At 75.9% G+C, this 22,753-nt stretch carries 15 protein-coding genes; 7 read left to right on the top strand and 8 right to left on the bottom strand.

What is annotated here, in order from left to right:
- The first annotated feature begins 107 nt into the window (after positions 1-107).
- Together OHB09_RS26700 and OHB09_RS26695 are read left to right on the top strand one after the other, a co-directional pair.
- Positions 108-1,436: a multidrug effflux MFS transporter gene (locus OHB09_RS26700; protein WP_213087794.1), complete on the top strand. Its 1,329-nt coding sequence runs from the start codon at positions 108-110 to the stop codon at positions 1,434-1,436.
- Complete coding sequence (locus OHB09_RS26695) at positions 1,433-2,413, top strand: amidohydrolase family protein (RefSeq protein ID WP_328922659.1); 981 nt, start codon at positions 1,433-1,435, stop codon at positions 2,411-2,413. The genes OHB09_RS26700 and OHB09_RS26695 overlap by 4 nt, the downstream gene beginning before the upstream one ends.
- Here OHB09_RS26695 and OHB09_RS26690 read toward each other — a convergent pair.
- Genes OHB09_RS26690 through OHB09_RS26665 form a run of 6 tightly spaced genes read right to left on the bottom strand, consistent with a single transcriptional unit; the run spans position 2,403 to position 8,607 of the window.
- Positions 2,403-3,638 carry a beta-ketoacyl-[acyl-carrier-protein] synthase family protein gene (locus OHB09_RS26690; RefSeq protein ID WP_328922658.1) on the bottom strand — a complete coding sequence of 412 codons (1,236 nt, stop codon included), beginning with the start codon at positions 3,636-3,638 and terminating at the stop codon, positions 2,403-2,405. The genes OHB09_RS26695 and OHB09_RS26690 overlap by 11 nt on opposite strands.
- Positions 3,635-3,895 carry an acyl carrier protein gene (locus OHB09_RS26685; protein ID WP_006143262.1) on the bottom strand — a complete coding sequence of 87 codons (261 nt, stop codon included), beginning with the start codon at positions 3,893-3,895 and terminating at the stop codon, positions 3,635-3,637. Before OHB09_RS26685 ends, OHB09_RS26690 begins: the two co-directional genes overlap by 4 nt.
- A complete protein-coding gene (locus OHB09_RS26680; protein WP_328922657.1) occupies positions 3,859-4,983 on the bottom strand; it encodes an NAD-dependent epimerase/dehydratase family protein in 1,125 nt (374 codons plus the stop codon). The genes OHB09_RS26685 and OHB09_RS26680 overlap by 37 nt, the downstream gene beginning before the upstream one ends.
- Positions 4,980-6,665 carry an AMP-binding protein gene (locus OHB09_RS26675; RefSeq protein WP_328922656.1) on the bottom strand — a complete coding sequence of 562 codons (1,686 nt, stop codon included), beginning with the start codon at positions 6,663-6,665 and terminating at the stop codon, positions 4,980-4,982. Before OHB09_RS26675 ends, OHB09_RS26680 begins: the two co-directional genes overlap by 4 nt.
- Positions 6,662-7,588 carry an alpha/beta fold hydrolase gene (locus tag OHB09_RS26670; protein ID WP_328922655.1) on the bottom strand — a complete coding sequence of 309 codons (927 nt, stop codon included), beginning with the start codon at positions 7,586-7,588 and terminating at the stop codon, positions 6,662-6,664. The genes OHB09_RS26675 and OHB09_RS26670 overlap by 4 nt, the downstream gene beginning before the upstream one ends.
- Positions 7,585-8,607, bottom strand: coding sequence for a 3-oxoacyl-ACP synthase III family protein (locus OHB09_RS26665; RefSeq protein WP_006143266.1), 1,023 nt, complete (start codon positions 8,605-8,607; stop codon positions 7,585-7,587). Before OHB09_RS26665 ends, OHB09_RS26670 begins: the two co-directional genes overlap by 4 nt.
- A 159-nt stretch (positions 8,608-8,766) precedes the next feature.
- On the opposite strand from OHB09_RS26665, the gene OHB09_RS26660 reads away from it, so the two are divergent.
- Positions 8,767-16,347, top strand: a complete 7,581-nt coding sequence (locus OHB09_RS26660; RefSeq protein ID WP_328922654.1) for an SDR family NAD(P)-dependent oxidoreductase — start codon at positions 8,767-8,769, stop codon at positions 16,345-16,347.
- A gap of 124 nt (positions 16,348-16,471) precedes the next feature.
- Here OHB09_RS26660 and OHB09_RS26655 read toward each other — a convergent pair whose 3' ends face one another.
- On the bottom strand, positions 16,472-18,007 hold the full coding sequence (locus tag OHB09_RS26655; protein ID WP_050811330.1) for an IucA/IucC family protein: 1,536 nt from the start codon (positions 18,005-18,007) through the stop codon (positions 16,472-16,474).
- A gap of 47 nt (positions 18,008-18,054) precedes the next feature.
- Here OHB09_RS26655 and OHB09_RS26650 point away from each other — a divergent pair, with 47 nt between their 5' ends.
- The 4 genes from OHB09_RS26650 to OHB09_RS26635 are packed head-to-tail and all read left to right on the top strand — an operon-like array spanning position 18,055 to position 22,007.
- Positions 18,055-18,324: a hypothetical protein gene (locus tag OHB09_RS26650; RefSeq protein ID WP_328922653.1), complete on the top strand. Its 270-nt coding sequence runs from the start codon at positions 18,055-18,057 to the stop codon at positions 18,322-18,324.
- Positions 18,309-19,880, top strand: a complete 1,572-nt coding sequence (locus OHB09_RS26645) for an IucA/IucC family siderophore biosynthesis protein (RefSeq protein WP_328922652.1) — start codon at positions 18,309-18,311, stop codon at positions 19,878-19,880. Before OHB09_RS26650 ends, OHB09_RS26645 begins: the two co-directional genes overlap by 16 nt.
- Before the next feature lie 16 nt (positions 19,881-19,896).
- A complete protein-coding gene (locus OHB09_RS26640; protein WP_167793865.1) occupies positions 19,897-21,162 on the top strand; it encodes a VWA domain-containing protein in 1,266 nt (421 codons plus the stop codon).
- On the top strand, positions 21,162-22,007 hold the full coding sequence (locus OHB09_RS26635) for a hypothetical protein (protein WP_328922651.1): 846 nt from the start codon (positions 21,162-21,164) through the stop codon (positions 22,005-22,007). Before OHB09_RS26640 ends, OHB09_RS26635 begins: the two co-directional genes overlap by 1 nt.
- Before the next feature lie 69 nt (positions 22,008-22,076).
- Here the strand turns inward: OHB09_RS26635 and OHB09_RS26630 are convergent, their stop codons facing one another.
- A complete protein-coding gene (locus OHB09_RS26630; RefSeq protein WP_328922650.1) occupies positions 22,077-22,721 on the bottom strand; it encodes a winged helix-turn-helix transcriptional regulator in 645 nt (214 codons plus the stop codon).
- Between the last annotated feature and the right edge of the window lie 32 nt (positions 22,722-22,753).

Here is a 22,753-nt window from a genome sequence, read left to right as displayed (position 1 = left end):
CTAGTTTACCTGTCGAATGATTGGTATCTTTTGACAGGTAAACCGCTCGCGCTGCTCCGCGCTCTCGTGGGGCGGTGCCCGTTGTGCCGTCCGATCGGAGATGTGCCGTGTCCAGAGCCTCCCAGGGAACTTGGCCCGAGTCCCCGCGAGAATCACCGCAGGGGTCCCCGGACGGACGGATCACCGGCGCGTTGCTCGCGATGCTCGCGGTACTGGCCAGCGTCGCCCCCTTCGGCATCGACATGTACCTGTCGGCGTTTCCGCGCATGGCGACGGACCTGCACACCGGCGCCACGTCCGTCCAGCTCACCCTGACCACGTTCCTGCTGGGGCTTTCGGCCGGGCAGTTGGTCTTCGGTCCCCTCTCGGACCGGTACGGCCGGCGCGGGCCCCTCCTCCTCGGCTCCGCCGTGTTCGTCGCCGCGAGCGTCCTGACCGCCCTGGCCCCGACGATCACCGTGCTCGTGGCGGCGCGTCTGCTGCAGGGGGCGAGCGCCGCGGCCGGGATGGTCATCGGCCGCGCGGTCGTCGCCGACCTGGCCAGGGGCCGTGCGGCGGCGCGCGCGTTCAGCCTCATGATGATCGTCGGCGGGGTGGCGCCGGTCGTGGCCCCGCTGCTGGGCAGCGTGCTGGTCGGCGCGGTCGGCTGGCGCGGGGTGCTCCTGGTGCTCGCCGCTCTGGCCCTCGCCATGTTCGCCGGTTCCGCCCTGCTCGTACCCGAGAGCCTGCCGCCCGGGAGGCGGGGCACCACCCGGCGGGGCGGGTTCCGGCACCTGCGGCGCCGGGCGTATCTGACCGCCACCGGGACCCTGGTGTTCTCCTTCGCGGTCCTGATGGCCTACATCTCGGCCTCCCCCTTCCTCTATCAGACGGTCATCGGCGTCGGCGCCGTCCCCTACGGCCTGCTGTTCGCGCTCAACGCACTCGGACTCGTGCTGAGCAGCGCGCTCTCCTCGCGGCTGCTGCGCCGCGCCGAACCGCGCCGCGTCCTGGCCCTCGGCGTCGGCTGGCTCCTCCTCGCCTCGCTCGCGCTGCTCGCCCTGGCGCTCACCCCCCTCGGCGCGGTCTGGCTGACGGTGCCGCTCTTCTTCGCCGTCGCCTCGCTGGGCTTCATACTCGGCCCGGCCACGGCCCTCGCCCTGGACGCGGTGCCCCGCGCGGCGGGAGCCGGGTCGGCCGTGGTCGGGGCGGCCCAGTTCGGTCTGGCCGCCCTCGTCACGCCGGTCGTCGGCCTGGGGGGCGAGCACACCGCCGTGCCCATGGCGCTCGCGATGGGCGGGCTCGCCGTCCTCGCCGGTGTCTCGTACCTCCTCTTCCCCGCCCCCCTCCCCGCGCCGCGGGAACCGGCCACGGCCGGTGGGGGGACACGGCCGGGACCGCCCTCCGTTCCCGCTCCCACGCGGGACCTCACGCACTCGAAGGAACAGCGTTCATGACCCTCATCGGCATCGAAGAACACTGGATGCTTCCGGAGCTGGCCTCCGCCCTCGAAGCCCTCCCGCACCCCGACGAGAGCCTGCTCCTCAACAAGCGGGGCGACACCGGCGAGCGCCTCGGCGACCTCGGCGCCGGCCGGCTGGCCGCCATGGACGCCCAGGGCATCGACATGGCCGTCCTCGCCCTCACCCCGCCCGGAACCCAGGCCCTGCCCGCCGCCGAGGCGGTCGCGCTCAGCCGCCTCGCGAACGACACCGCCGCCGAGGCGGTCCGCGCCCACCCGACACGCTTCCGGTCGCTGTCGACGCTGCCGCTCTCGTCCCCGCCGCACGTCGTCGCCGAACTCGAACGCGCCGCCTCGCTGGGGCACGTCGGAACGATGGTCTACGGCCGGTCGGGCGACCGCTTCCTGGACGACCCCGCCTACGAGGACTTCTTCGCCGCCGCGGCCGCACTGCGCCAGCCCGTCTTCCTCCACCCGCAGATCCCCTCCCAGGCGCTGCGCGGCGCCGCCTACCGCGGCTTCGACCCCATGACGGAGCTGGGACTGGCCACCTTCGGCTGGGGCTGGCACGTGGAGGCGGCGACCGCGGCCCTGCGGCTCATCCTGCGCGGCACCTTCGACCGCCACCCCGACCTGGTGCTCGTGCTGGGCCACTGGGGCGAGCTGCTGCCGTTCTGGCTGGACCGGGCCGACAGCCTCTCCCGCCTGGCCGGCCTCGAACGCCCGGTCTCGGACTACCTCCGCACCAACGTCTTCCTCACGGCCTCGGGCATGCTCAACCCCGCCCTGCTGCGGCACGCCCTGACGGTCACGAGCACCGACCGGCTGATCTTCTCCACGGACTATCCCTTCCAGCAGCCCACCCGCGCCGAGATCGACACCTTCTTCGGCCACCTGGACACCGAGGAGGACCGCCGCAAGGTCCGCTCGGCCAACGCCGCCGCCCTCTTCGGCATCGACCTCACGCCCTGACGAGGGCGAGGACGACGTTGTGGCCCCCGAAGCCGAAGGAGTGGCTGAGGGCGACCCGGACGTCCTGCCGCCGGGATTCCTTGGTGACGCAGTCGAGGCCGAACCCGGGGGCCGGGGCGTCCAGGTTGGCGATCGGGGGCACCGTGCGGTGCTGGAGGGTGAGGACGGTGAGCGCCGCCTCGATGGCGCCCGCCGCGCCCAGGCCGTGTCCGAGGACACCCTTGGCCGCGGTGACGCTGGGCCGGTGCGGCAGGACCCGGGCGATCAGGGCCGCCTCCCCGGCATCGCCCAGCGGGGTCGAGGTGCCGTGCGCGTTGACGTGGTCGACCTCGTGCGGCGCCAGTCCGGCCTCCGCCAGGGCGGTGCGCAGCGCCGCCTCCGCGCCCCGGGCCCCGGGTTCGGGAGCGGTGGGGTGGTGGGCGTCGGCCGTGCTGCCGCAGCCCGCGAGCAGGGCGCGGACCCGGGCGCCCCGGGCGGCCGCGTCCTCGGCGCGTTCCAGCACGAGCACGCCGGCGCCCTCCGCCAGCACGAAGCCGTCGCGGTCGGCGGCGAACGGCCGGGAGGCTTCGGCGGGTGCGCCGGTGCGCCGGGACAGGGCCCCCGCCCGCCAGAAGCCGGCCGAGGCGAGCGGGGTGACGGCGGCCTCGGTGGCCCCGGCGACCGCGATGTCGCACCGCCCGGAGGCGAGGAGGTCGCGGGCCACGGCGAGGGCGCTGGCGCCGGTGGCGCAAGCGGTGGCAGGGGCGAGGACGGGTCCGCGGGCCCCCAGGTCGATGGAGACCTCGCCGCTCGCCATGTTCGACAGCACGAGGGGGAAGGTGACCGCGGAGACCATGTCCGGGCCGGACTCCCGCAGCCGCGCGGCCTGTTCCTCGCGTTCGGCGTCCGCGCCGAGACCGCAGCCGAGGACGACGGCGACCCGGTCGCCGTCCCAGCTCCTGGCATCGAGACCGGCGTCGAGGACCGCCTCGCGGGCGGCGAGGACCGCGAGTCGTGCGTTGCGTGCCATGCGCCAGGCGGCGCGCCCGATCCGTCGGCCCAGTTCCTCGGAGGACAGGGGGACGCGGCAGGAGAAGTCCACAGGGAGGCCGGCCAGCACGGGGTCGTGGGAGGCGGTGCCCAGGCCGCGGCGGACTCCGTCCCAGGTGGCGTCGACACCGTCGCCCGCGGGGGTGAGCAGCCCGAGCCCGGTGACCGCCACGGGCGGGGTCGCGTCGGCGGTCACGAGGACGCCACCGCCCCCGTGCCGCCCGCGCCCAGCGAGGCGAGATGGGTGGCCAGCGCGGTGAGGGTCGTCTCCCGGGAGGCGTACTCGCCCTCGATCCGCACCCCGAGGCGTTCATGCAGGACGAGCGTCAGCTCCGCCAGGGCCAGAGAGTCCAGGTCGAGCTGCCCCAGGGTGCGACCCGGTTCGATCTCCTCCTCCGGCACGCGGAAGGTCTGGGTCAGGACGGACCGGACGGTGTCGTAGGTGTCGGGCACGGCGGCTCCTGGGGGTGGTGACGGTCTTCTCGTGGGTGGCTGTCGACCTCGTCGCCGCGGCCGGCGGCGGAGGCGACGCGGGTGAGTTCCGCGATGCCCTCGTCGAAGCCGATGGGCGGTGCGAAGCCGAGGTCGCGGCGGGCCGCGGTGATGTCGAAGTGGTGCGGGGTCAGCAGTTCCTCGACGAGGAAGCGGCTGAGGGCGTGGGTGCGGGTGCTGCCCGCCGCGCGCAGGAGGGTTTCGGCGAGGGCTGCCCCTGCGGTGGCGAGCCGGGGCGGCAGGCCGCACCAGCGGGCCTCGGTGCCGGCGGCGCGCAGGAAGCACGCGGCGATCTCCCGCAGGGGGCGCGGGTCGCCCTGGCTGATGAAGTAGGCGCGGCCGCCGATCGCCGGGATGTCCGCCGCCGGTGCCTCGCGCAGCCGGTCGAGGGCGAGCAGGTGGGCGTGGGCGGCGGTGCGGACGTGGGTGGTGTCGACGAGGTTGGCGCCGTCACCGGGCATGAACAGGCGGCCGGCCCGTACGGCGCGCAGGAGGGCGGGCGCGAAGTGGGGGTCGCCCGGCCCCCAGATGATGTGCGGGCGCAGCGAGACGGTGGCCAGCTCCGGCCCGTCGGCGGCCAGCACCAGCGCCTCGGCGCGGGCCTTGGTGGCGGGGTAGGCGGCGAGGTGGCAGGGGGTGGGGTGGAGGTCCTCGGTGGCGCCTTCCAGGCCGCCGGGCCGGAAGGCGACGCTGGCGGTCGAGGTGTACAGGAGTGTGCGCACGCCGTGGGCGCGGCACTGCGCGAGCACCTGTCGGGTGCCGAGCACGTTGGTGGACCAGTACGGCCGGGGCGGGCCGCCGACCCCGGCGAGGGCGGCGTTGTGGACGACGGCCTCGCATCCGGCCACCGCCCGGGAGACGGCCTCGGCGTCGGTGAGGTCGCCCAGGTGCTGCCGGACGCCCATGCGTTCCAGTGCGGTGCTGGGGCGGCGGCAGAGGGAGGACACCACCGCGCCCCGGACGCCGAGTTGGCGGCACAGCTCCCGCCCGAGGAAGCCGCTTCCCCCGGTGACCAGGACCTCCAGGCCCCGCAGGTCCGGGTCCCTCATCGGAGCCTCCCGCGCAGCCGCCGCGTCGCCCAGCCGGCCAGACGCATGCGGTCGATCTTGGAGTTGTGCCGGGGGTCCACGGGGAACCGGCGGTGCGGCAGCACGGCGCCGACGCGGTGGCCCTCGGGATGCTCCGCCAGCACGGCCCGTACCGCCGCGAGGGCCTCGGGGCGTGACGCGGAGGGCTCCACCTCCACGCACAGGACGGGGAGTTGGCACACCGCCGGGCCGGCGCCGACGAGGGCGGTGCGCCGTACGCCCGGGGCCGTGTCCGCCGCGGCCTCGATGTCCTCGGTGGGCAGGGTGAAGCCGGTGCCGGTGACGAGGTGGGCCTTGCGGCCGAGGAACCACAGCCGGCCCTCCTCGTCGAGCCGGCCGAGGTCCCCGGTGCGGTGGAGGACACCGTGGTCGGTGACGCTCTTGGTGGCGGCGTCGGCCTCGGGACGCGCGTGGTAGGCGGGGCTGACGGTGGGGCCGGCGACGGCGATCTCGCCGAGCCCGGTGGTGTCGGCGTCGAGGATGCGCGCGTGGACGCCGGGCAGCGGCCGGCCCAGGCAGGTGCCCGCCTGCCCGGCGGGCGGCTCGGCGCGGGCGGCCCGCAGTGCGTGGTCGCCGCACGCGGAGACGGGCAGGCACTCGGTGGCCCCGTAGACGCTGAGGATCTCGGCCTCGGCGGGCACGGCGGCGCGCAGCGCGTCGGCGAGGCCGGTGCGCAGCGGGGCGCCGAAGGAGAGGATCTGCCGGACCGTGGGCAGGGTGAGGCTGTGGCGGGCGCAGTGTCCGGCGAGGAGGCCGAGGACGGCGGGGGACGCCAGGACCGTGGTGACGCGGTGCCTCAGGATCGGCCCGAGGATCTCCTCCGGGCGGGTGCGGGCGGGCGCGAGATGGTTGACGGCGGGGACGACGGTGGCCGGTCCGAGGAGCGGGCCGAGCAGCGCGATCGGCAGGAACCCGGCGAGGAGCACGTCCTCGGGCCGGGGGTCGAGCAGGGTCCGCAGCGCGGCGATCTGTCCGGCGAGGGTGCTGTGGCGGTACTCGGCGCCCTTGGGGCGTCCGGTGGAGCCGGAGGTGAAGGCGATCATGGCGAGCGGGTCGCCCTCGGGGTCCTCCGGCCGGAGCGAGAGGGCCTCCGGGGGCGAGAGTGACGATGGGGGCGAGAGGAGCGACGGGGGCGAGAGGTCCGACGGGGGCGGGGGGTCCGAGGGATCCGCCCCGCCCGGCCGTCCCGCGGGGCCGCCGTTCCTCTGCCCCGGTACCGTCAGCCGCTCCCCCAGCGCGCGCGGCGCCGCCCTCGTGACCAGTGGGACGCGCACGTGCGTCCGCCCCCAGCCGAGGACCCACCGGCCGAGATGGGCCAGGGGTTCGCCGATGAACACGTCCGGGGCGACGTCCTCCAGGCAGCGGCCCACCTCCGCACGCGGTTCGATGAGCACGGGCACGGCGCCGAGGACGCCGAGGGCGTAGGCGAGGGCGGTCAGGTCGTGGGCGTCGCGGGTCATCACGACCGCCTTGTGGCCGGGGCGCACCCCGGCCTCGTGGAGCTTCTCCGCGAGCGCGTGCGCGTCCCGCACCAGTTCGCCCCTGGTGGTCGTGCGGGAGGTCCCCCGGCGGCAGCGGACGAGGGCGATGTCCTCGGGCCGGTCGGCGAGGTGCGCGGCGAAGCCGGGCACGGGGAGGGTCATGCGGTCTCCTGGAGGAAGTCCCTGATGCGGTCGCCGAGCCCGGCGGCGGCGTCCTCCATCACGTAGTGGCCGGCGTCGGGGAAGCGGTGGACCTCGGCGTGGGGGAAGCGGCGGATCCATTCCCGGAGCAGCGCCGGTGTGAAGACGGGGTCGCGCATGCCCCAGCCGAGGAGCAGCGGCAGCGCGGACAGGCCGGGGCTCCCTTCGGGGGGTTCGAGCAACCGCCAGGCGGGGTCCGCCGGGTGCCGGGGGATGGCCCGGACGGCCTCGGTGAGCGCCCGGCGTTCCGCCCGGCGGGCGTGCGGGCCCAGCAGGGCCCGGCGTTCGGCGGCGGACAGCGGGTGGTGGGCCCCGGCGCGCACGGCGACGCGGGCGAAGGCGTTGGTGGCGTGGACGCATGCGGCGACCGGCCGGTGGTCGCGGATCCAGCGCAGGTAGAAGGGCAGCCGGAAGCCCTCAGGGAAGGGGAAGGCCACGGTGTTGCAGACGACGAGGCGGGCCACGACTCCCGGGTTGCGCAGGGCCCAGGCGGCGCCGAGCGGGCCGCCCCAGTCGTGCAGGACGAAGGTCCAGCCCCGCTCGGGCAGTCCCTCCTCGCGCACCAGGTGCCGCAACAGGCCGTCCAGCCCTTCCAGTTGGGCCTCGTAGGGGTCGGGCACCCCGTCCGAGGGGCGCATGTGCCGGGAGAGGCCGAAGCCGGGCAGGTCGGGGGCGAGGCAGCGGGCGTGCGGGGAGAGCAGGTGCAGCAGCTTGCGCCAGACGTAGCTCCACGCCGGGTTGCCGTGCAGGAAGAGCACCGGGCGGCCGGAGCCGAGGTCGAGGTAGTGCTGCCCGGTGACCGGTACCCGGCGCCAGTGCCGGGGCGCGGGGTAGCCGGGCAGCGGCGGCAGTGCGGCGGACGCGCCGCTCGTGTGCGCGGTCACCAGCGGACCAGGGCCAGGCCGAAGCTGAATCCGCTGGCCAGGCCGATCATCGTGACGAGGTCGCCGCGCTCGATGCGGTCGGCCTCGCGCGCCTTGACCAGTTGCAGCGGGAGGGAGGCCGCCGCACAGTTGCCGTGCTCGGCCACCGCGGGCATGCAGCGGTCCTCGGGCAGGGAGAGCAGCTCGATCATCTCCCGGTACTGCGGCATGGCGATCTGGTGGAAGGCGACGAAGGTGCTGGCGCCGACCGCCCGGAGTTCCTCGCCCGCGGCGTCCAGGATGCGCGGGAGGGCGTCGAGGGCGCCCTGGCGCAGGTCTCCGTTCAGGCGCAGCGTGGTGTGGTCGTCGTGCACGGAGAGGTGGTGCATGCTGCCGCCCCCGGCCACCGTGCAGTTCTCCCACGCCTCGGAGTTGCTGGCGAAACGCAGGGCGAGGATGCCGGGGTCGTCCGGGCCCGCGGGCCCGGCGGTGAGGACGAGCGCGGCACCGGCGTCGGAGGCGGTGTAACCGGGCAGGGCCCGCAGCAGGGTCTGGCGGTCGGGGGTGTGCCAGCGGGTGGCCAGGGTGGCGGGTTCGCCGCAGGCGATGAGGACGGTGCGGTAGCGGCCGGTCTGGATGAACGAGGCGGCGACCTCCATGGCGTTGAGCACGCTGTTGCAGGCGTTCTTGATGTCGAACACCGGGCAGGAGGCGCCGAGTTTGACGGCCACGAGGTGGGAGGTGGCGGGTTCGATCAGGTCCTGCGCGGTGGAGGCGAACAGCAGCAGGTCGATGTCGCCGATGCTCATGCCCGCCTCGTCCAGGGCGGTGCGGGCGGCGGCCACGGCGAGGTCGGAGGCGTTCTCGCCGTCCTCGTGCACATGGACGCCGCGGACCCCGGTGAGGTCCTCGAGCAGTCCGGGCGGCGGCGCGTAGCCGCCGGTCCCGGCGATCCTGGCACGGATGTCGTCCATGGTCCGGTAGCGGGACGGCAGATGAGCGGAGACGGCGGCGATACGGGCACGGAGGGCTTCGGGCACCGCGTCACCGTAACGGCGGAATCGCCGCGCTCACGCCGAAAGTCCCTTTGTGCGGCGGTCTTCACCACAACGAGTGGTCGGCGCTGGCTTTTCCGTCCGGTGATCCCTTTCACTTCGCAACCAGAGTGCGCAACCGGCGTTAGATTGCGGGGAATTGGTATGGATCGGTTCGAACGGGCCGTGGCGGTGGTGGGAGTCGGCTGCCGGCTTCCCGGAGGCATCACGGATCTGGACGGACTGTGGTCCGTGCTGCGGGACGGGCGGGACATGGTCGGGGAGATGCCCGCCGACCGGCTGCCCAGGCAGCGCATGGTGGACCCGGAGGCCGTGCGACCCGGCCGCAGTTACACCGCCGCGGGCGGCTTCCTCGAGGACGTCGCCTCGTTCGACGCCGCGTACTTCGGCATGTCGCCCGCCGAGGCCCGGCACATCGACCCGCAGCAGCGGCTGCTCCTGGAGATGGCCGCCGAGGCCCTGGACGACGCCGCGCTGCCCGCCGGGGCCCTCGCCGGATCGGACACCTGCGTGTACGTGGGCGTCTCCGACCCCGGCTACGGGGTGACCCTGTCGATGATGCAGGACCACACCAGTCCGCACACGATGCCCGGCGCCACCCTGTCCCTCACCGCGAACCGCCTGTCGTACGCCTTCGACCTGCGCGGGCCGAGCATGGCGGTGGACACGGCCTGCTCCTCCGCGCTGGTCGCCCTCGACCGCGCCTGCCGCACCCTGCGCGAGGGCACCGGCCGCATCGCGCTGGCCGGCGGGGTCAACGTGCTGTCGACGCCCTACCCGTTCGCCGGGTTCTCCTACGCGGGCATGCTCTCGCGGCGCGGCCGCTGCGCCGCCTTCTCCGCCGAGGCCGACGGGTTCGTGCGCGCGGAGGGCGGCGCGGTGCTCGTCCTGAAGCGGCTCACGGACGCGCTGGCCGACGGCGACCGGGTGCACGCCGTGCTGGCCGCCACCGGCAACAACACCGACGGCCGCAGCACGGGCCTGATCGTGCCCAGCGCCGAGACGCAGGAGGCGCTGCTGCACACGGTCTACCGGGAGGCCGGGATCGACCCGGACGACCTCGTGTACGTCGAGGCCCACGGCACCGGGACCCAGGTCGGCGACCCGGCGGAGGCCGAGGCCATCGGGCGGGCGCTGGGCCGGCGCCGGAGCGGCGGGCCGCTGCCGATCGGCTCGGTGAAGTCGAACCTCGGCCATCTGGAGCCCGCCTCGGGAATGGCCGGGCTGCTCAAGGCGATCCTGGTGCTGCGCCACGCCACGGTGCCGGCCTCGCTGCACGCGCGGCCGCTCAACCCGGCGATCGACTTCGAGGGTCTGGGGCTCGCGCCCGCCGTGGAGCCCGTCCCGCTGACGGTGGGACCGCGGGCGGCGGTGGGCGTGTCCGCCTTCGGCTTCGGCGGGGCCAACGCGCACGTCGTGGTCCTCCCGCCGCCCACCGGCCGGGAACCGGAGCCGGCGCCGGAACCGGAGCCGGGCCCGCTGCCGCTGGTGGTCTCCGCGCGCTCCCCGAAGGCGCTCAAGGAGATGGCCGCCCGCATGGCGGGGCGGCTGCGGGACACCGCGCCCGGGGAGTTCTACGACCTCGCCCACACCAGCACCGTGCGGCGCACCGCGCATCCGCACCGCGCGGCCGTCCTGGCCGCCGACCCGCAGGAGGCCGCCCGGCAGCTGGAGCTGCTGGCGGCCGCCGAGCCCGCCCGGGGGGCCCTCGTGCGCACCAGCGAGCGGGGCGGCACCGCGTTCGTGTACTCCGGCAACGCCTCCCAGTGGCCCGGCATGGGCGCCGACCTGCTGAAGAGTTCCCCGGTCTTCCGCGCGGCCGTCGAGGAGGCCGACGCGGCCCTGGCGCCCCACCTCGGCTGGTCGGTGGCCAAGGAGCTGGCGCACCCCCGGCCGCCGTCCTGGCAGCGCACGGAGATCGCCCAGCCCGCCCTGTTCGCCGTGCAGACGGGCCTGACCGCGCTGCTGGCCTCGTACGGGGTGCGTCCGTGCGCGGTGGCAGGCCACAGCGTCGGCGAGGTCGCCGCCGCGCACGCCGCCGGTGTCCTGACGCTGGAGCAGGCGGCGCTGGTGATCGCCGAACGCAGCCGCACCCAGGGCGCCACGGCGGGCCGGGGCCGGATGGCCGCCGTCGGCCTGCCCGAGGAACAGGCACGCGAGGAACTGCGCGCCCACGGGGACGCCCTGGAGCTCGCGGGCGTCAACAGCGAACGGGACGTGACCGTCGCCGGGGACGCCGACGCGCTCGCGGCCTGGGGCGCGGACCTGACCGCGCGCGGTGTCTTCTTCCGTGAACTCGCCCTCGACTACGCCTTCCACAGCCGCGCCATGGACCCCATCCGGGAGCCGCTGCTCAACGCCCTCGACGGGCTCTCCCCCGCGCCCGCCCGCGTCCCCTTCGTCTCCACCGTCACCGGCACCCCGCTGGAGGGGCCGGAGCTGGACGCCGAGTACTGGTGGCGCAACGTCCGCGAGCCGGTCCGGTTCGCGGAGGCCGCCGCCCTCCTCGCCGAGGAGCACGCCGGCGTCCTGGTCGAGGTCGGCCCGCACCCGGTGCTGCGCCCCTACCTGCGCCGCACCGGGGCCGGCTGCGTCCCCACCCTGCACCGGGAGGGGGACGGCGTGCGCGAGACGGCGGCGGCCGTCGCGGCGGTGCTCGCCACCGACACCGGCACCGACTGGCACCACCACTTCCCCCGCCCCGGCCGGGTCGTCGACCTGCCCGCCTACCCGTGGCAGCACGAGCGGTACTGGCACGGCGCGCCGCAGGACCTGGTCGTCCGGGCCACCGGCGACGGCACCCTCGACCACCCGCTGGCGGGCGAGCGGATGCCCGCCCCGCACCCCGTCTGGCACGGCACCGTGGAACCGCAGCTCGTGCCCTGGCTCGGCGACCACCGGATCGGCGAGGACGTCCTCATGCCGGCGGCCGCCTACGTCGAGATGGCGCTGAGCGCCGGCCGCCGGGCCCTGGACCGGCCGGTCGAGGTGCGGCACCTGGAGATCGGCCGGCCGCTGTCCGTGCCGTGGCCCGACCCGACGCCCCTCGCCCTGCAGACGGCGGTCACCCCGGAGGACGGGGCCCTGACCGTCAGCGTCCGCGAGGAGCACCACGGGGAGTGCCGGCCCGTCGTGCGCGCCCAGGTCCGCACCCTGCTCGGCACGGCACCCGCGCCGCTCGACCTCGACGCGCTCCGGGCCCGCTGCGAACGGCGCCTGGACGGGCCGGAGTTCTACGCGAGGTGCCACGGCATCGGGCTGAACTGCGGGCCCGCCTTCCAGCTCATCGACCGCGTCGACGCCGGCGAGGGGGAGGCACTGGTCTCCTACCGGCTGCCGCACGAGGCCGGCGCCTACACCGCCCACCCGGTCCTCCTCGACGCCCCGCTGCAGGCCACCGTGGCACTCGCCGGGCCGGACGCGGAGTCCGCCGCGTTCCTGCCGACCGTGTTCGGGTCCGTACGGGTGTGGCGCACCCCCTCGCCCACCGGCGTGGTGCACCTGCGCCGACGCGCCCGCAGCGCCAACGAGATCTGCTGGGACATCACCTACGCCGACCCGGACGGCACGGTCACCGCCGAGATCGAGGGCTGCCGCACCCGGCGCGGGCATCTGGCCGAGCACACCCCGCTGACCGTCCAGCGCACGGTCCTGCGCGCCGCCCCGCACCCGGGGACGCCCGCCGCGCCCTCTCCGCTGCCCGCGCCCACCGAGGTGCTGCGCGCCGTCGAGGACCGGGTGGCCGCCGCCCGCGCCGCCCTGGACGACAGCGCCCACGACCGGTTCCTCGCCGCCGCCGCGCGGGCCGGCGCCCACTGCTGGGCGGCGGCCCTGCACGGCCTCCTCGCCGACCCGGCCGCACCGTTCACGACGGCCGACCTGGTGGCCGGGGGCCTGCAGCCCCGGCACCGGCGGGCGGCCCGGCTGCTGCTTCCGCTGCTCGCCGAGCACGGCCTCGTCCGGCAGGAGGGAGAGGGCCGGCGGTTCACCGGCACCGCGATCCGGCCCGAGGAGGTGCTGCGCGCACTGGTCGAGGACCATCCGGCGTACGGCGTCGAGACGCTGGTCCTCAACCGGCACCTGCGCCGGCTTCCCGACGTCCTGCGCGGCCTCGTGGACGCGGCCGGCCTCCTGCCGTCCGGGGACAGCGTCCACGAACAGCTCCGCGAGACCGGGCCCGCCCACCGGTTCGCCCAGCGGACCGTGCAGGCGCTGCTCGGCGAGCTCGTCGCCCGGTGGCCCGCCGACCGGCCGCTGCGGGTCCTGGAGGTCGGCGCGAGCACGACCGCCCTGACGGCGGCGGTCCTGCCCGTGCTTCCGGCCGAGCGCACCCACTACACGTGCGCGGCACCCGCGCAGAGCGCCCTCGCCCGCGCCCAGCACCGCTTCGCCGCGTACGAGGACCTCGTCGAGTACCGCGTCCTGGACACGAACCTCGACCCGGTGGACCAGGGGCTGCCCCGGGGCGGTTTCGACCTCGTCCTCGCGGGCGAGGCGCTGCACGGCACGGCCGACCTGGCCCTGACCCTGCGCCGGCTGCACAGCGTCCTCGCCCCGGGAGGGCATCTGCTGGCCGTCGAACCGCACGACGTCCGGCTCCAGGCGCTGGTCTCCGGCACGCTGGACGACTTCTGGGAGCGTGGCGACCACGCGCTGCGCCCCGACTGCCGGGTCCTCCCCCGCGACCGGTGGGCCCCGCTGTTGCGCCGGTGCGGCTTCTCGGGCGTGGCGCAGACCGGACCCGAGGACCGCTCCGTCCTCCTCGCGGCGGCCGACCACGACGGTGCGGCGGTCGGCCACGACGGCACGCCGGTCGACCACGACGGCACGCGGGCCGACCAGGACGGCATGGCAGTCGGCCACGACAGCACACCGGTCGGCCACGACGGCACGGCGGGAGCGCAGCCCTCGCGTCCGCTCCCCGGTGCCGCGTGGCTGATCGCCGTGGAGGACGACACGGAGACGGCGACGGCACGGGAACTGGCCGCCCGCCTCGGCCGGGCGAGGGTCGTCACGGCGCCGGAGGAGGCGTCCGGCTGGGCGGACCTCCTGGCGGCGGACGACGACGCCCGGGAGACCGCGCCCCACCCGCCGTCCCACACCGCGGCCCCCGCCGTCGGCCCGGCCGGGCGCCGGGACGCGGCGCCCGCGGGTACGGCCGGGCCGCGCGTCGTCGTGCTGCTCGCCGCCCCCGGTCCCGAGCCCGAGGAGGTCGTCACGCGGACCACCCGGCGCGCGGGACTGCTGCGCGCGCTGGCCGCCGCCTGCGACGGCCTCGACGGGGGCGGCACGGCGCTCGTCCGGCTCGTGACCCGTCCGACCGGCCTCTTCCCGGCCCCCGAGGAATCCTCGCACCCGGTCGACGCGGCCATCTGGGCGGCCGGCCGCTCCCTCGCCAACGAGCGCCCCGACCTGGACCTGCGCCGTCTGTCCTGCCACCGCACCGGTTCCCCCGGCACCGACGCCGCCCGTCTGGCGGAGGAACTCCTCGCCCCCGGTGGCGAGGAGCGGGACGCGCGGGAGGACGAGGTCGTCCTGACCGCGCGGGGCCGCTTCGTGCCCCGGCAGGTCGAGCACCCGGCGGAGGAGCCGGCCGCGGTCCCCGCCCCGGGCACCCCGTTCGTGCTGGAGGCGCGCGACCCCGGGCTGCACCGGCGGCTGGTCTGGCGCGCGACGGAGATCCCCGAGCCCGGACCGGGCGAAGTGGCCCTGGAGATGCGGGCCGTGGCCCTGAACTACCGCGACCCGATGCGGGCCAACGGGCTCCTGCCCCCGAAGGCCGTGGAGGGCAGTCCGGTCGGCCGCGGTCTCGGCACCGACGGCGCCGGGATCGTCCGCGCCGTCGGGGCGGGCGTCACCGGGCTGGCGCCCGGGGACCGGGTCTGCGGCCTCGTGCCCGCGGCCCTCGCCTCGCACGCGACGTCCCCGGCGATGGCCGTCATGCGCATCCCCGACGACATGAGCTTCACCGAGGCCGCCACCTTCCCCGTCGCCTTCCTGACGATCCACGAGACTCTGGTCAACAAGGCCCGCCTCGCCGCCGGGGAGACCGTGCTGGTGCACGGCGGCGCCGGGGCGGTCGGGCTCGCCGTGCTGCAGTGCGCCCGCCGGCAGGGCGCCCGCGTCCTCGCCACCGCCGGCAGCGAGACCAAGCGGGATCTGCTGCGCACGCTCGGCGTCGAGGACGTCCTCGACTCCCGCAGCCTGGACTTCGTCCCCCGGGTGCGGGAACTGACCGGGGACCGGGGCGTGGACGTCGTCGTCAACTCGCTCAGCGGCGAGGCCATCGCCCAGGGCCTGGACCTGCTGGCCCCCAACGGCCGCTTCGTCGAACTCGGCAAGCGGGACATCTTCCTCAACACCCCCCTGGGCCTGCGCCCCTTCGACCGCAGTCTGACCTTCATCGGCTTCAACCTCGACGCCGTGATCGGCGCCCCGGCCCTCGCCTCCCGGCTGCTCGCGGACTTCGAGGCGGAGCTCCGCTCCGGCGGGTACCGGCCGCTGCCGCACACGGTCCATCCCGCCGCCCGGGTCGACGAGGCCTTCCACCTGCTCCAGCACTCCCGGCACACGGGGAAGGTCGTCGTCTCCTTCGATCCCCTCGACGAGCCCGTGCCCGTGGAACCCGCTCCCGGCGCCCCGCGGCCCGACGCCGAAGGCACCTACCTGATCACCGGGGGCCTGAGCGGGCTCGGCGCCGCCACCGCCCGCCGGCTGGCCGAGGGCGGCGCCCGGCATCTGGCGCTGGTCTCCCGCCGCGGCTCCGCGGCCCCCGAGGCGCCCGCGCTGCTCCGGGACCTCGCCGAGCGGGGCGTGAAGGCCACCGCGTACGCCGCCGACGTCACCGACGAGGCCGCGCTGCGCGGGGTCCTGGACGCCGTCGACGCCACCGGGCACCCGCTGCGCGGCCTCGTGCACGCGGCGATGCACCTGGACGACGCCGTGCTCGCGGATCTCGACGACGAGCGGTTCGCCGCGGTGCTGGCGCCCAAGGCCCTGGGCGCGGCGCTGCTGGACCGTCTGACCGCCGAACGGGCCCCGGACCTGGACCTGTTCCTCGGCCACTCCTCCGTCTCCGCCGCCATCGGCAACCCCGGCCAGTCCTCCTACGCGGCGGCCAACGCCTATCTGGAGGCCCTCGCCCGGGGCCGGCGGGCTGCGGGCCGGGCGGGCACGGCGCTGGCCTGGGGCCCGATCGGGGGAACCGGGTACGTGGCCCGCAGCGGCATGGGCACCGCCATGGCGGAACGCGGCCTCGAACTCCTCACCCCCGAGGAGGTGCTGGCCACCGCCGACCGTCTGCTGGCGGAGGGCGTCGAGGTCGCCGGGGCGGGCCGCTACCGCTGGGGTGCCGCCCGTCATCTGCTGCCGGCCCTGGCCACCCCGCGTTTCGGCCGGCTGGCCCCGGCCTCCTCGGTCACCTCGCCGGACGCCCGCGCCGAACTGCTGCGCACGCTGAAGGGGTTGTCCGCGGACGAGGCGGTCGAGAAGATCACCGACACCCTGCTCGGGCTCCTCGCGACCGTCCTGCAGACCGACCCCGCCGACCTGGACGCGAGGCGCAACGTCACCGACTACGGCCTGGACTCGCTCCTCGGCATGCAGTTCCTGGTCCGGGCGAGGGACCTGTTCGACATCCGGCTCGCCCCGGCGGACCTGGCCACGGGCCGCACGCTCGGCCACATGGCCCGGCTCATCCACCAGCGCCTGGAGCCGCGTCGGTAACGCGGCGGCGGGGGCCGGAACGGGGCGGACGGCGCCCCGTTCCGGCCCCGTCACCGCTCGGGCCGTGCCGGCCCCGCCACGCGGGTCGTGCCGGCCCCGCCACCGCTCGGGCCGTACCGGCCCCTCACCGCACGCGCAGCGGATTGGGGACGGGGGCGTACCGCGCCGCCGCCCCGTCCGCCCCCGTCCACCGCAGCAGCAGGTTGGTCTTGCCCGGCAGGGCGGGCGCGTCGAGCAGCGCCTCCGTCTCCGCCACCGCGTGCCGCCGCAGGGCCCGGCGGACCGGCGGCCACGGGTCGAACCCCGGGAACCGCTCCCCCAGCGACTCCGCGACCTCGCCGAGGTGGTTGACGACCAGGCAGTACACCAGCCGCTCCCACCCGGCGGGCCGCCCCACCTCCGCGAGCAGTTTCACGCCCTCCGCGTCACGGAACAGCGCCTGCACCGGCGTTCCGGCCCCGTCGACCGCGAGCAGCGCGTTCTGCAGATGCGCCTCCAGCACCACCCCGTGCCGGTCGAACGCCTCCAGCACCGGTGGCACGACCTGCCGCAGATACGCCTCCCACCAGTGCGCCGGGTCGGCCGGCCGGTCCAGCGGGCTGCCCTCGAAGCCCTCGACCAGCGCGGCGGCCAGCAGCGGCGTCGCGCCCGGCAGCAGGTGGCCGCGCAGCCCCTCGCGCACCAGGACCGCCAGCTCCTCGAAGGCGAAGTCCGCCGTGCGGTAGCCGCGGTCGCCGAGCCAGGCCGCCGGGCCGGGCAGTGCGGCGAAGGCCGCCGTCACGGCCGTGTCCGTACGGCTCAGCCGGCGCAGGTCGTGCCGCCACAGCCGGCGGATGTCATTGGTGATGCGCACGTCCAGGCTGAACTTGAGGAAGAGGTCGGGGCCGGGGGCGTAGAGCGTGCGCACGGCGGCCGTCGGCCACACCTCGCCGTCGGTGCGGCCGAGCCGGACGAGCCGGCCGTCGGCGAAGGCGGCCGCCAGCTCCGGGCCGACCAGGCCGAGCTGCCAGGGGTGCGCCGGGAGCAGCCGGTAGCCGGGCGGGGCCGTGCCCAGGGCGTCGAGGGCGCGGGTGTCGCCCTCCTCGGCCACCGCGTCCTCGCGCACGCCGAGCAGGACGAGCGGGAAGCGGGTGTACGCCTCGGGCGCGTAGGGCAGCCATGCGGCGGCCGGGCCGCCGCCGCGCGCCTTGGGGGCGGGGTGGTGGGGGTGGCCGGTGAGCAGGGACTGCTCGGAGCGCTGGTAGAGGTCCTCGGGCGGGGTGGCGGCGGCCCGGGCGGTGAGCAGTGCGGCGACGGCGGCCCGGCTGTCGAGCATCTCGCCGGGCAGCTCGGAGTTGGTCCTGCCGGTGAGGCGGCGCAGTTCCTCGGTGACGAGTTTGACCAGTTCGGTGTGGGTGAGCGGGCGCCAGACCCCGGCGGTGCGCAGTGCGGGCTCGCGGGGGCGGCGGGCACCGCGCACCCGCAGCAGCCGGCCGCTGGCGAGCAGCCGGTGGACGCCGGGCTCGTCCGTGGGCTCGGCGGCTTCCCGCAACAGGCAGTTGAGCAGCGGTGCGGCCGCGTAGGCGTCGGCGGCGGCGCCGAGTTCGTCGCCGGGGGGCGGGGAGGTCGCGAGGGACGCGAGGGGCGCGCCGACCGACGGCTCCGGGGGCACGGGCGGCATCGGGAGCTGGGGGTCCACGGGATCCCTTCGTTCCGTACGGTGCACTGGTGATCAGTATGTCTCCCCCCGGCGCGCCCGGCGAAGCCGCGAACGGGACGAATACCGGCGCGCGCGGCCGCGTCCCGGGAGACCGTTCCGCCACCGTCCTCGTCGGAGCGCCCGTGCCCGTACCCGTACCCCTCGCCCTGTACGAGGCCCTGTACGTGGCCCTGTCTGTCGCCCTGTACGAGGCCCTGTACGTGGCCCTGTCTGTCGCCCTGTACGTGTCCGTCCCCGTCGCCGTCCCCGAGGAGCCCCCGCCGTGTCCCGTCCCCTGAGCGATGCCGAAGCCGAGCCGGTCGCCGCGCTGGAGGCCCTGCGGCCCGCGCTGGCGCTCCCGTACGCGCGGGCGCTGCCCGGGGCCCGGGCGGCCGTGCTGACCCGGCTGTGGCGGGCGCTGGCGCACGAGCCGTTGCCGTGGATCGTGGGGCGCGAGCGGGCGGAGGACGCACTGGTGCTGCGGCTGGCCGACGGGCGGCGGCTGCACGGGCCGCCCAGCGACCCCTACGCGAGCGACGGCCGGGTCACGGAGGTGCGGCTCGACGGCACGGCCCACGACCGCCCGGCGGCCCTGATGGCCGCGCTCGGTGTGCCGCACGGTGCCGGTTTCGCGGCCGAACTCGACGCGGGAACGGCCTCGTTGGCGCTGTCCCGTGCCGATCAGGACGGCAGCGGCTCCCCCGCGCCGGGCGGCATCGGCGCCGGTACGCCCCCGGTCCCCGTCTGGGCCTGGGAGCAGCGGGTCGTCGACGGGCATCCCTTCCACCCGGGCTGCCGTTCCCGGCCCGGTTTCTCGGTGGCCGAGCAGCTCGCCTACGGGCCCGAGCACCGGCCGGTGGTGCGGCTGGGGCTCGCGGCGGTGGCGGACTGCGAGGTCACCGGGGAGTGGCCGGCGTGGCTGCGGGACGGCGGGCGGGTGCTGATCCCCGTCCACCCGTGGCAGCGGGCGCACGTGCTGGATCCCGGACTTCCGGTCACCGAGGGGCCGTCGGCCCGTCCGCTGATGTCCCTGCGCACGCTCGCCCTCCCCGACGGGGGCCCGCACGTGAAGACGAGCCTGAGCGCGCGGCTGACGTCCTCCGTGCGGGACATCTCCCCGTACTCGGTGCGGACGGCGGCGACGGTGTCGACGCTGGTCGCGGAGGTGGCCGACCGCACGGACGGGCTGCTGCACGTCACCCGCACGCTGGGAGCCGTCACCACCGGCTCGCCCGCTCTGGCGGCGGTGCTGCGGGAGCCGCCGGAGCGGTACGCGGGGCCGGGCGAGCGGGTCGTGCCGGTGGCGGCGCTGCCCGCGACCGGGTTGCCCCGCTCTCCCGGCTGGGCGGCCACCTTCGCCCGGCTGACGCTCACCGTGGGGCTGCGGCTGCTGGAACTGGGGGTGGCGCTGGAGGCGCACGGCCAGAATCTGCTGCTCGTCCTCGACGCGGTCACCGGCGCCCCGTTGCGCCTCGTCTACCGCGACCTCGCCGACATCCGGGTCAGCCCGCGCCGCCTCGCCCAGAGCGGGTTGTTCCCAGGGAAATTGACGGGACGTCTGGTGACGGACGATCCGACGGCTTTGCGCCGTAAGCTGTTCGGCTCGCTCCTGGCCGGGGCGCTCGCGGCGACGATCGGTTCGGGCCCGGCGCTGGGCGAGGCGCTGGCCGCCGCCGTACCGGATCTGGAACGCACCGCGGACCTGGAGGTGCTGTCCCAAGAGACCCTGCCCGTCAAGGCGTTGACGCTCATGCGGCTCACTCCGGACCGGAGCGGCGACCTCTGGGCCGCGCTGCCCAACCCCCTGTACGGGCGGGTGCGGCGAACGGGCCGTTTTGAAGGTGGACCCCCGTGATCAATAGGATCCGCCGATGATCACAAGACAACGGCTGGCGGCGGGCGTCTGTGCCCTGCTCGCCGCCCTGGCGACGGGTCTCGCCGTCCCGTCCGGCGCCGCAGCCGACGAGACGGCGGACCAGGACGCGCCCAAGGTGGACCTCGTCCTCGACGTCAGCGGCTCCATGCGCGCGAAGGACATCGACGGCGGCTCCCGGATGGCCGCCGCCAAGCAGGCGTTCAACGAGGTCCTGGACGCGACCCCGGAGGAGGTCCGGCTCGGCATCCGCACCCTGGGCGCCGACTACCCGGGCGACAACCGCAAGGAGGGCTGCAAGGACACCGCGCAGCTCTACCCGGTCGGCCCGCTGGACCGCACCGAGGCCAAGACGGCGGTCGCCACGCTCAGTCCGACCGGCTGGACCCCGATCGGCCCCGCGCTGCTCAAGGCCGCCGACGACCTGGACGGCGGCAACGGCTCGAAGCGGATCGTCCTCATCAGCGACGGCGAGGACACCTGCGCCCCGCTCGACCCCTGCGAGGTGGCCCGCGAGATCGCGGCCAAGGGCATCGGGCTGACCATCGACACCCTGGGCCTGGTCCCCGACGTCAAGCTGAACCGTCAGCTCAGCTGCATCGCGGAGGCGACCGGCGGCACGTACACCTCGGTGGAGCACCGCGACCAGCTCACCGACAAGGTCAACCAGTTGGTGGACCGCGCCGCCGACCCGGTCGTGACCCCGGTCGCGGTGGAGGGCGCCTCGGTGTGCTCCAGTGCGCCGGCGCTCAAGTCGGGGCTGTTCACCGACCGCGAGGAGTTCGCCAAGCACCGCTACTACAAGGTGGACGTGCCGCCCGGCAAGGAACTGCGCGCCTCGGTGAGCGTGTCCGCCGACCGGGCCGTCGGCCCCGACTACGGCGTGAGCCTGCGCGCGCTGACCACGCACGGGCGCGAGATCGTGCGCGGCGAGGCCACCGGCACCGGCCGCACGGACGTGCTGTCCACCGGACTGCGCTACCCGAAGGCGGAGTCCGAGGACGATGAGGAGACCCCGGAGACGGTGTGCCTGGAGGTCGCCAACTCCTTCTCCCCGGCCTCCGGCGTGAAGACCACCCCCGGTCTGCCGCTGGAGCTGACGGTCGACGTGGTCGACGGGGCGGACGGGGCGGGCGACGTGGCCGCCTTCGGTCTCGGGCGCGGCTGGTGGCTGCTGGGCGCGTTGGTGCTCGTCGGCTTCCTGGCGGGTCTGCTGTGGGGCTGGGTGTCGCGCTGGCGGGTCGCCGTCTGGAGGTCCAACTGATGCGAGGGGTACGAGTGGTGAGAGGTGTCGGAGCCGTACGCCTGCTGGCGGCGGCCGGGCTGTTGCTGGGGGCCGCGGTGGCCCCGGCGGCCGCCGACTCGCCGTCCCCGGACGCGAGTTCCTCCAGTTCCTCGGAGAAGGACGGGGCGCCGACGACGGCGGGCACGTCCTTCCGTACGGCGACGGAGATCGAGCAGGGCGAGAAGGCCACGGCGAGCGGCTCCACGGGTGACTACCTGTACTGGTCGTTCCCGGCGGACCTCGGGCAGCGGCCCACGGTGAAGGCGACCGTGAAGCTGCCGGAGTCGGCGAAGCGCGGGACCGCGCAGACGTGGCGCGTGGACGTGTACGACGGGCTGCGGCGCCGTCAGGCGTGCCAGTACGGCGCCCAGACGCGCACGATCGCCCCGGAGGCGTCCTCGGCCGACCTCACGTGCGTGCTGCGGACGGTGCGGGGCTGGGCGGAGCCGTGGGCCGACGACCCGCTGCCCGGCACCTACTACGTGCGGCTGACGGCGGTCTCGGTCGGCTCGGCCGACCTCGGTCTGCCGGCCAGCGCGGAGGTGGAGGCCGACTCCAAGGACATCGGCGGTTCGGCGGCGGTGGACGGCTCCCTGGGCAAGCCGCTGATCCCGGGCATCGCCGTGACGTCGGAGGCCGAGGAGGAGAAGGACTCCGCGGTGCTGTCCTCCTTCGACCCGAACGACGGCTGGTCCTCGGGCTGGTGGACCGACCGCTGGATCTGGACGGCGGTCGGCGGTGTCCTCGCCGCCCTGGCGGGTATCGGCGGCTACGCCCTCACCCGGGGCGGCGGCCGCCCGCGCGGCATACCACCGCGCGGCTGACCGCACGTCAGGAGGCCCGCCGCGGCACCGCCCGGCGGGCCTCTCCGGGCTCTGTGTGAGCCGCTTCCCCTACGCGCCCCGCAGCGTCTTCGCCACCGGGGTGTCCCCCTCCACCACGAGGGCCCCCGACGCCACGGCCGCGCGCAGCGCGAGCGCGCCTCTCGCCAGCCCCGTCGCCGTCGAGGCGTCCAGCGTGAGCACCGCGTCCGGTCCGCCGGGCCCCGCGCCCTCGCCGTACACCGCCCCGTCGGCCGGCGCGGCGCCGAGGCGCAGGTGGAACCGCCCCTCCTCCAGGCGCACCTCGACGAGCGCCTCCCCCGGGTCCGCCCCCTCCAGCACCCGCAGCAGGGGCAGGGCGAACCAGTGGGCGCGCACCGCGTCCGTGGGCCGGCGCTCGCCGAGCAGGGCGCCGCCCCACTCCCCCAGCGCCTGCAGCACCGGCAGCAGTTCCCGTCCCCGCGCGGTCAGTTCGTACACGTAGGCCGCACCGGGCGGCGGCAGCCTGCGCCGTGTCGTCAGCCCGTCGCGCTCCATGTCCTTCAGCCGGGAGGCGAGTACGTCCGTGCTGACGCCCGGCAGGTCCGCGTGCAGGTCGGTGTAGCGGCGCGGTCCGGCCAGCAGTTCACGGACGATCAGCAGGGTCCAGCGGTCGCCCACGGCGTCCAGCGCGCGGGCCGCGGAACAGTACTGGTCGTAGCTTCGGCGAGGTGACATGCGACGCAGTCTAGACAAGACGTTGGACTTTC

Origin of the sequence: Streptomyces griseoaurantiacus (assembly GCF_036189845.1) — a bacterium.
Classification (GTDB): Bacteria; Actinomycetota; Actinomycetes; order Streptomycetales; family Streptomycetaceae; genus Streptomyces; species Streptomyces griseoaurantiacus.
Note: the sequence above shows the minus strand (reverse complement) of the source record. Positions and strands in the feature narration are given on the sequence as shown.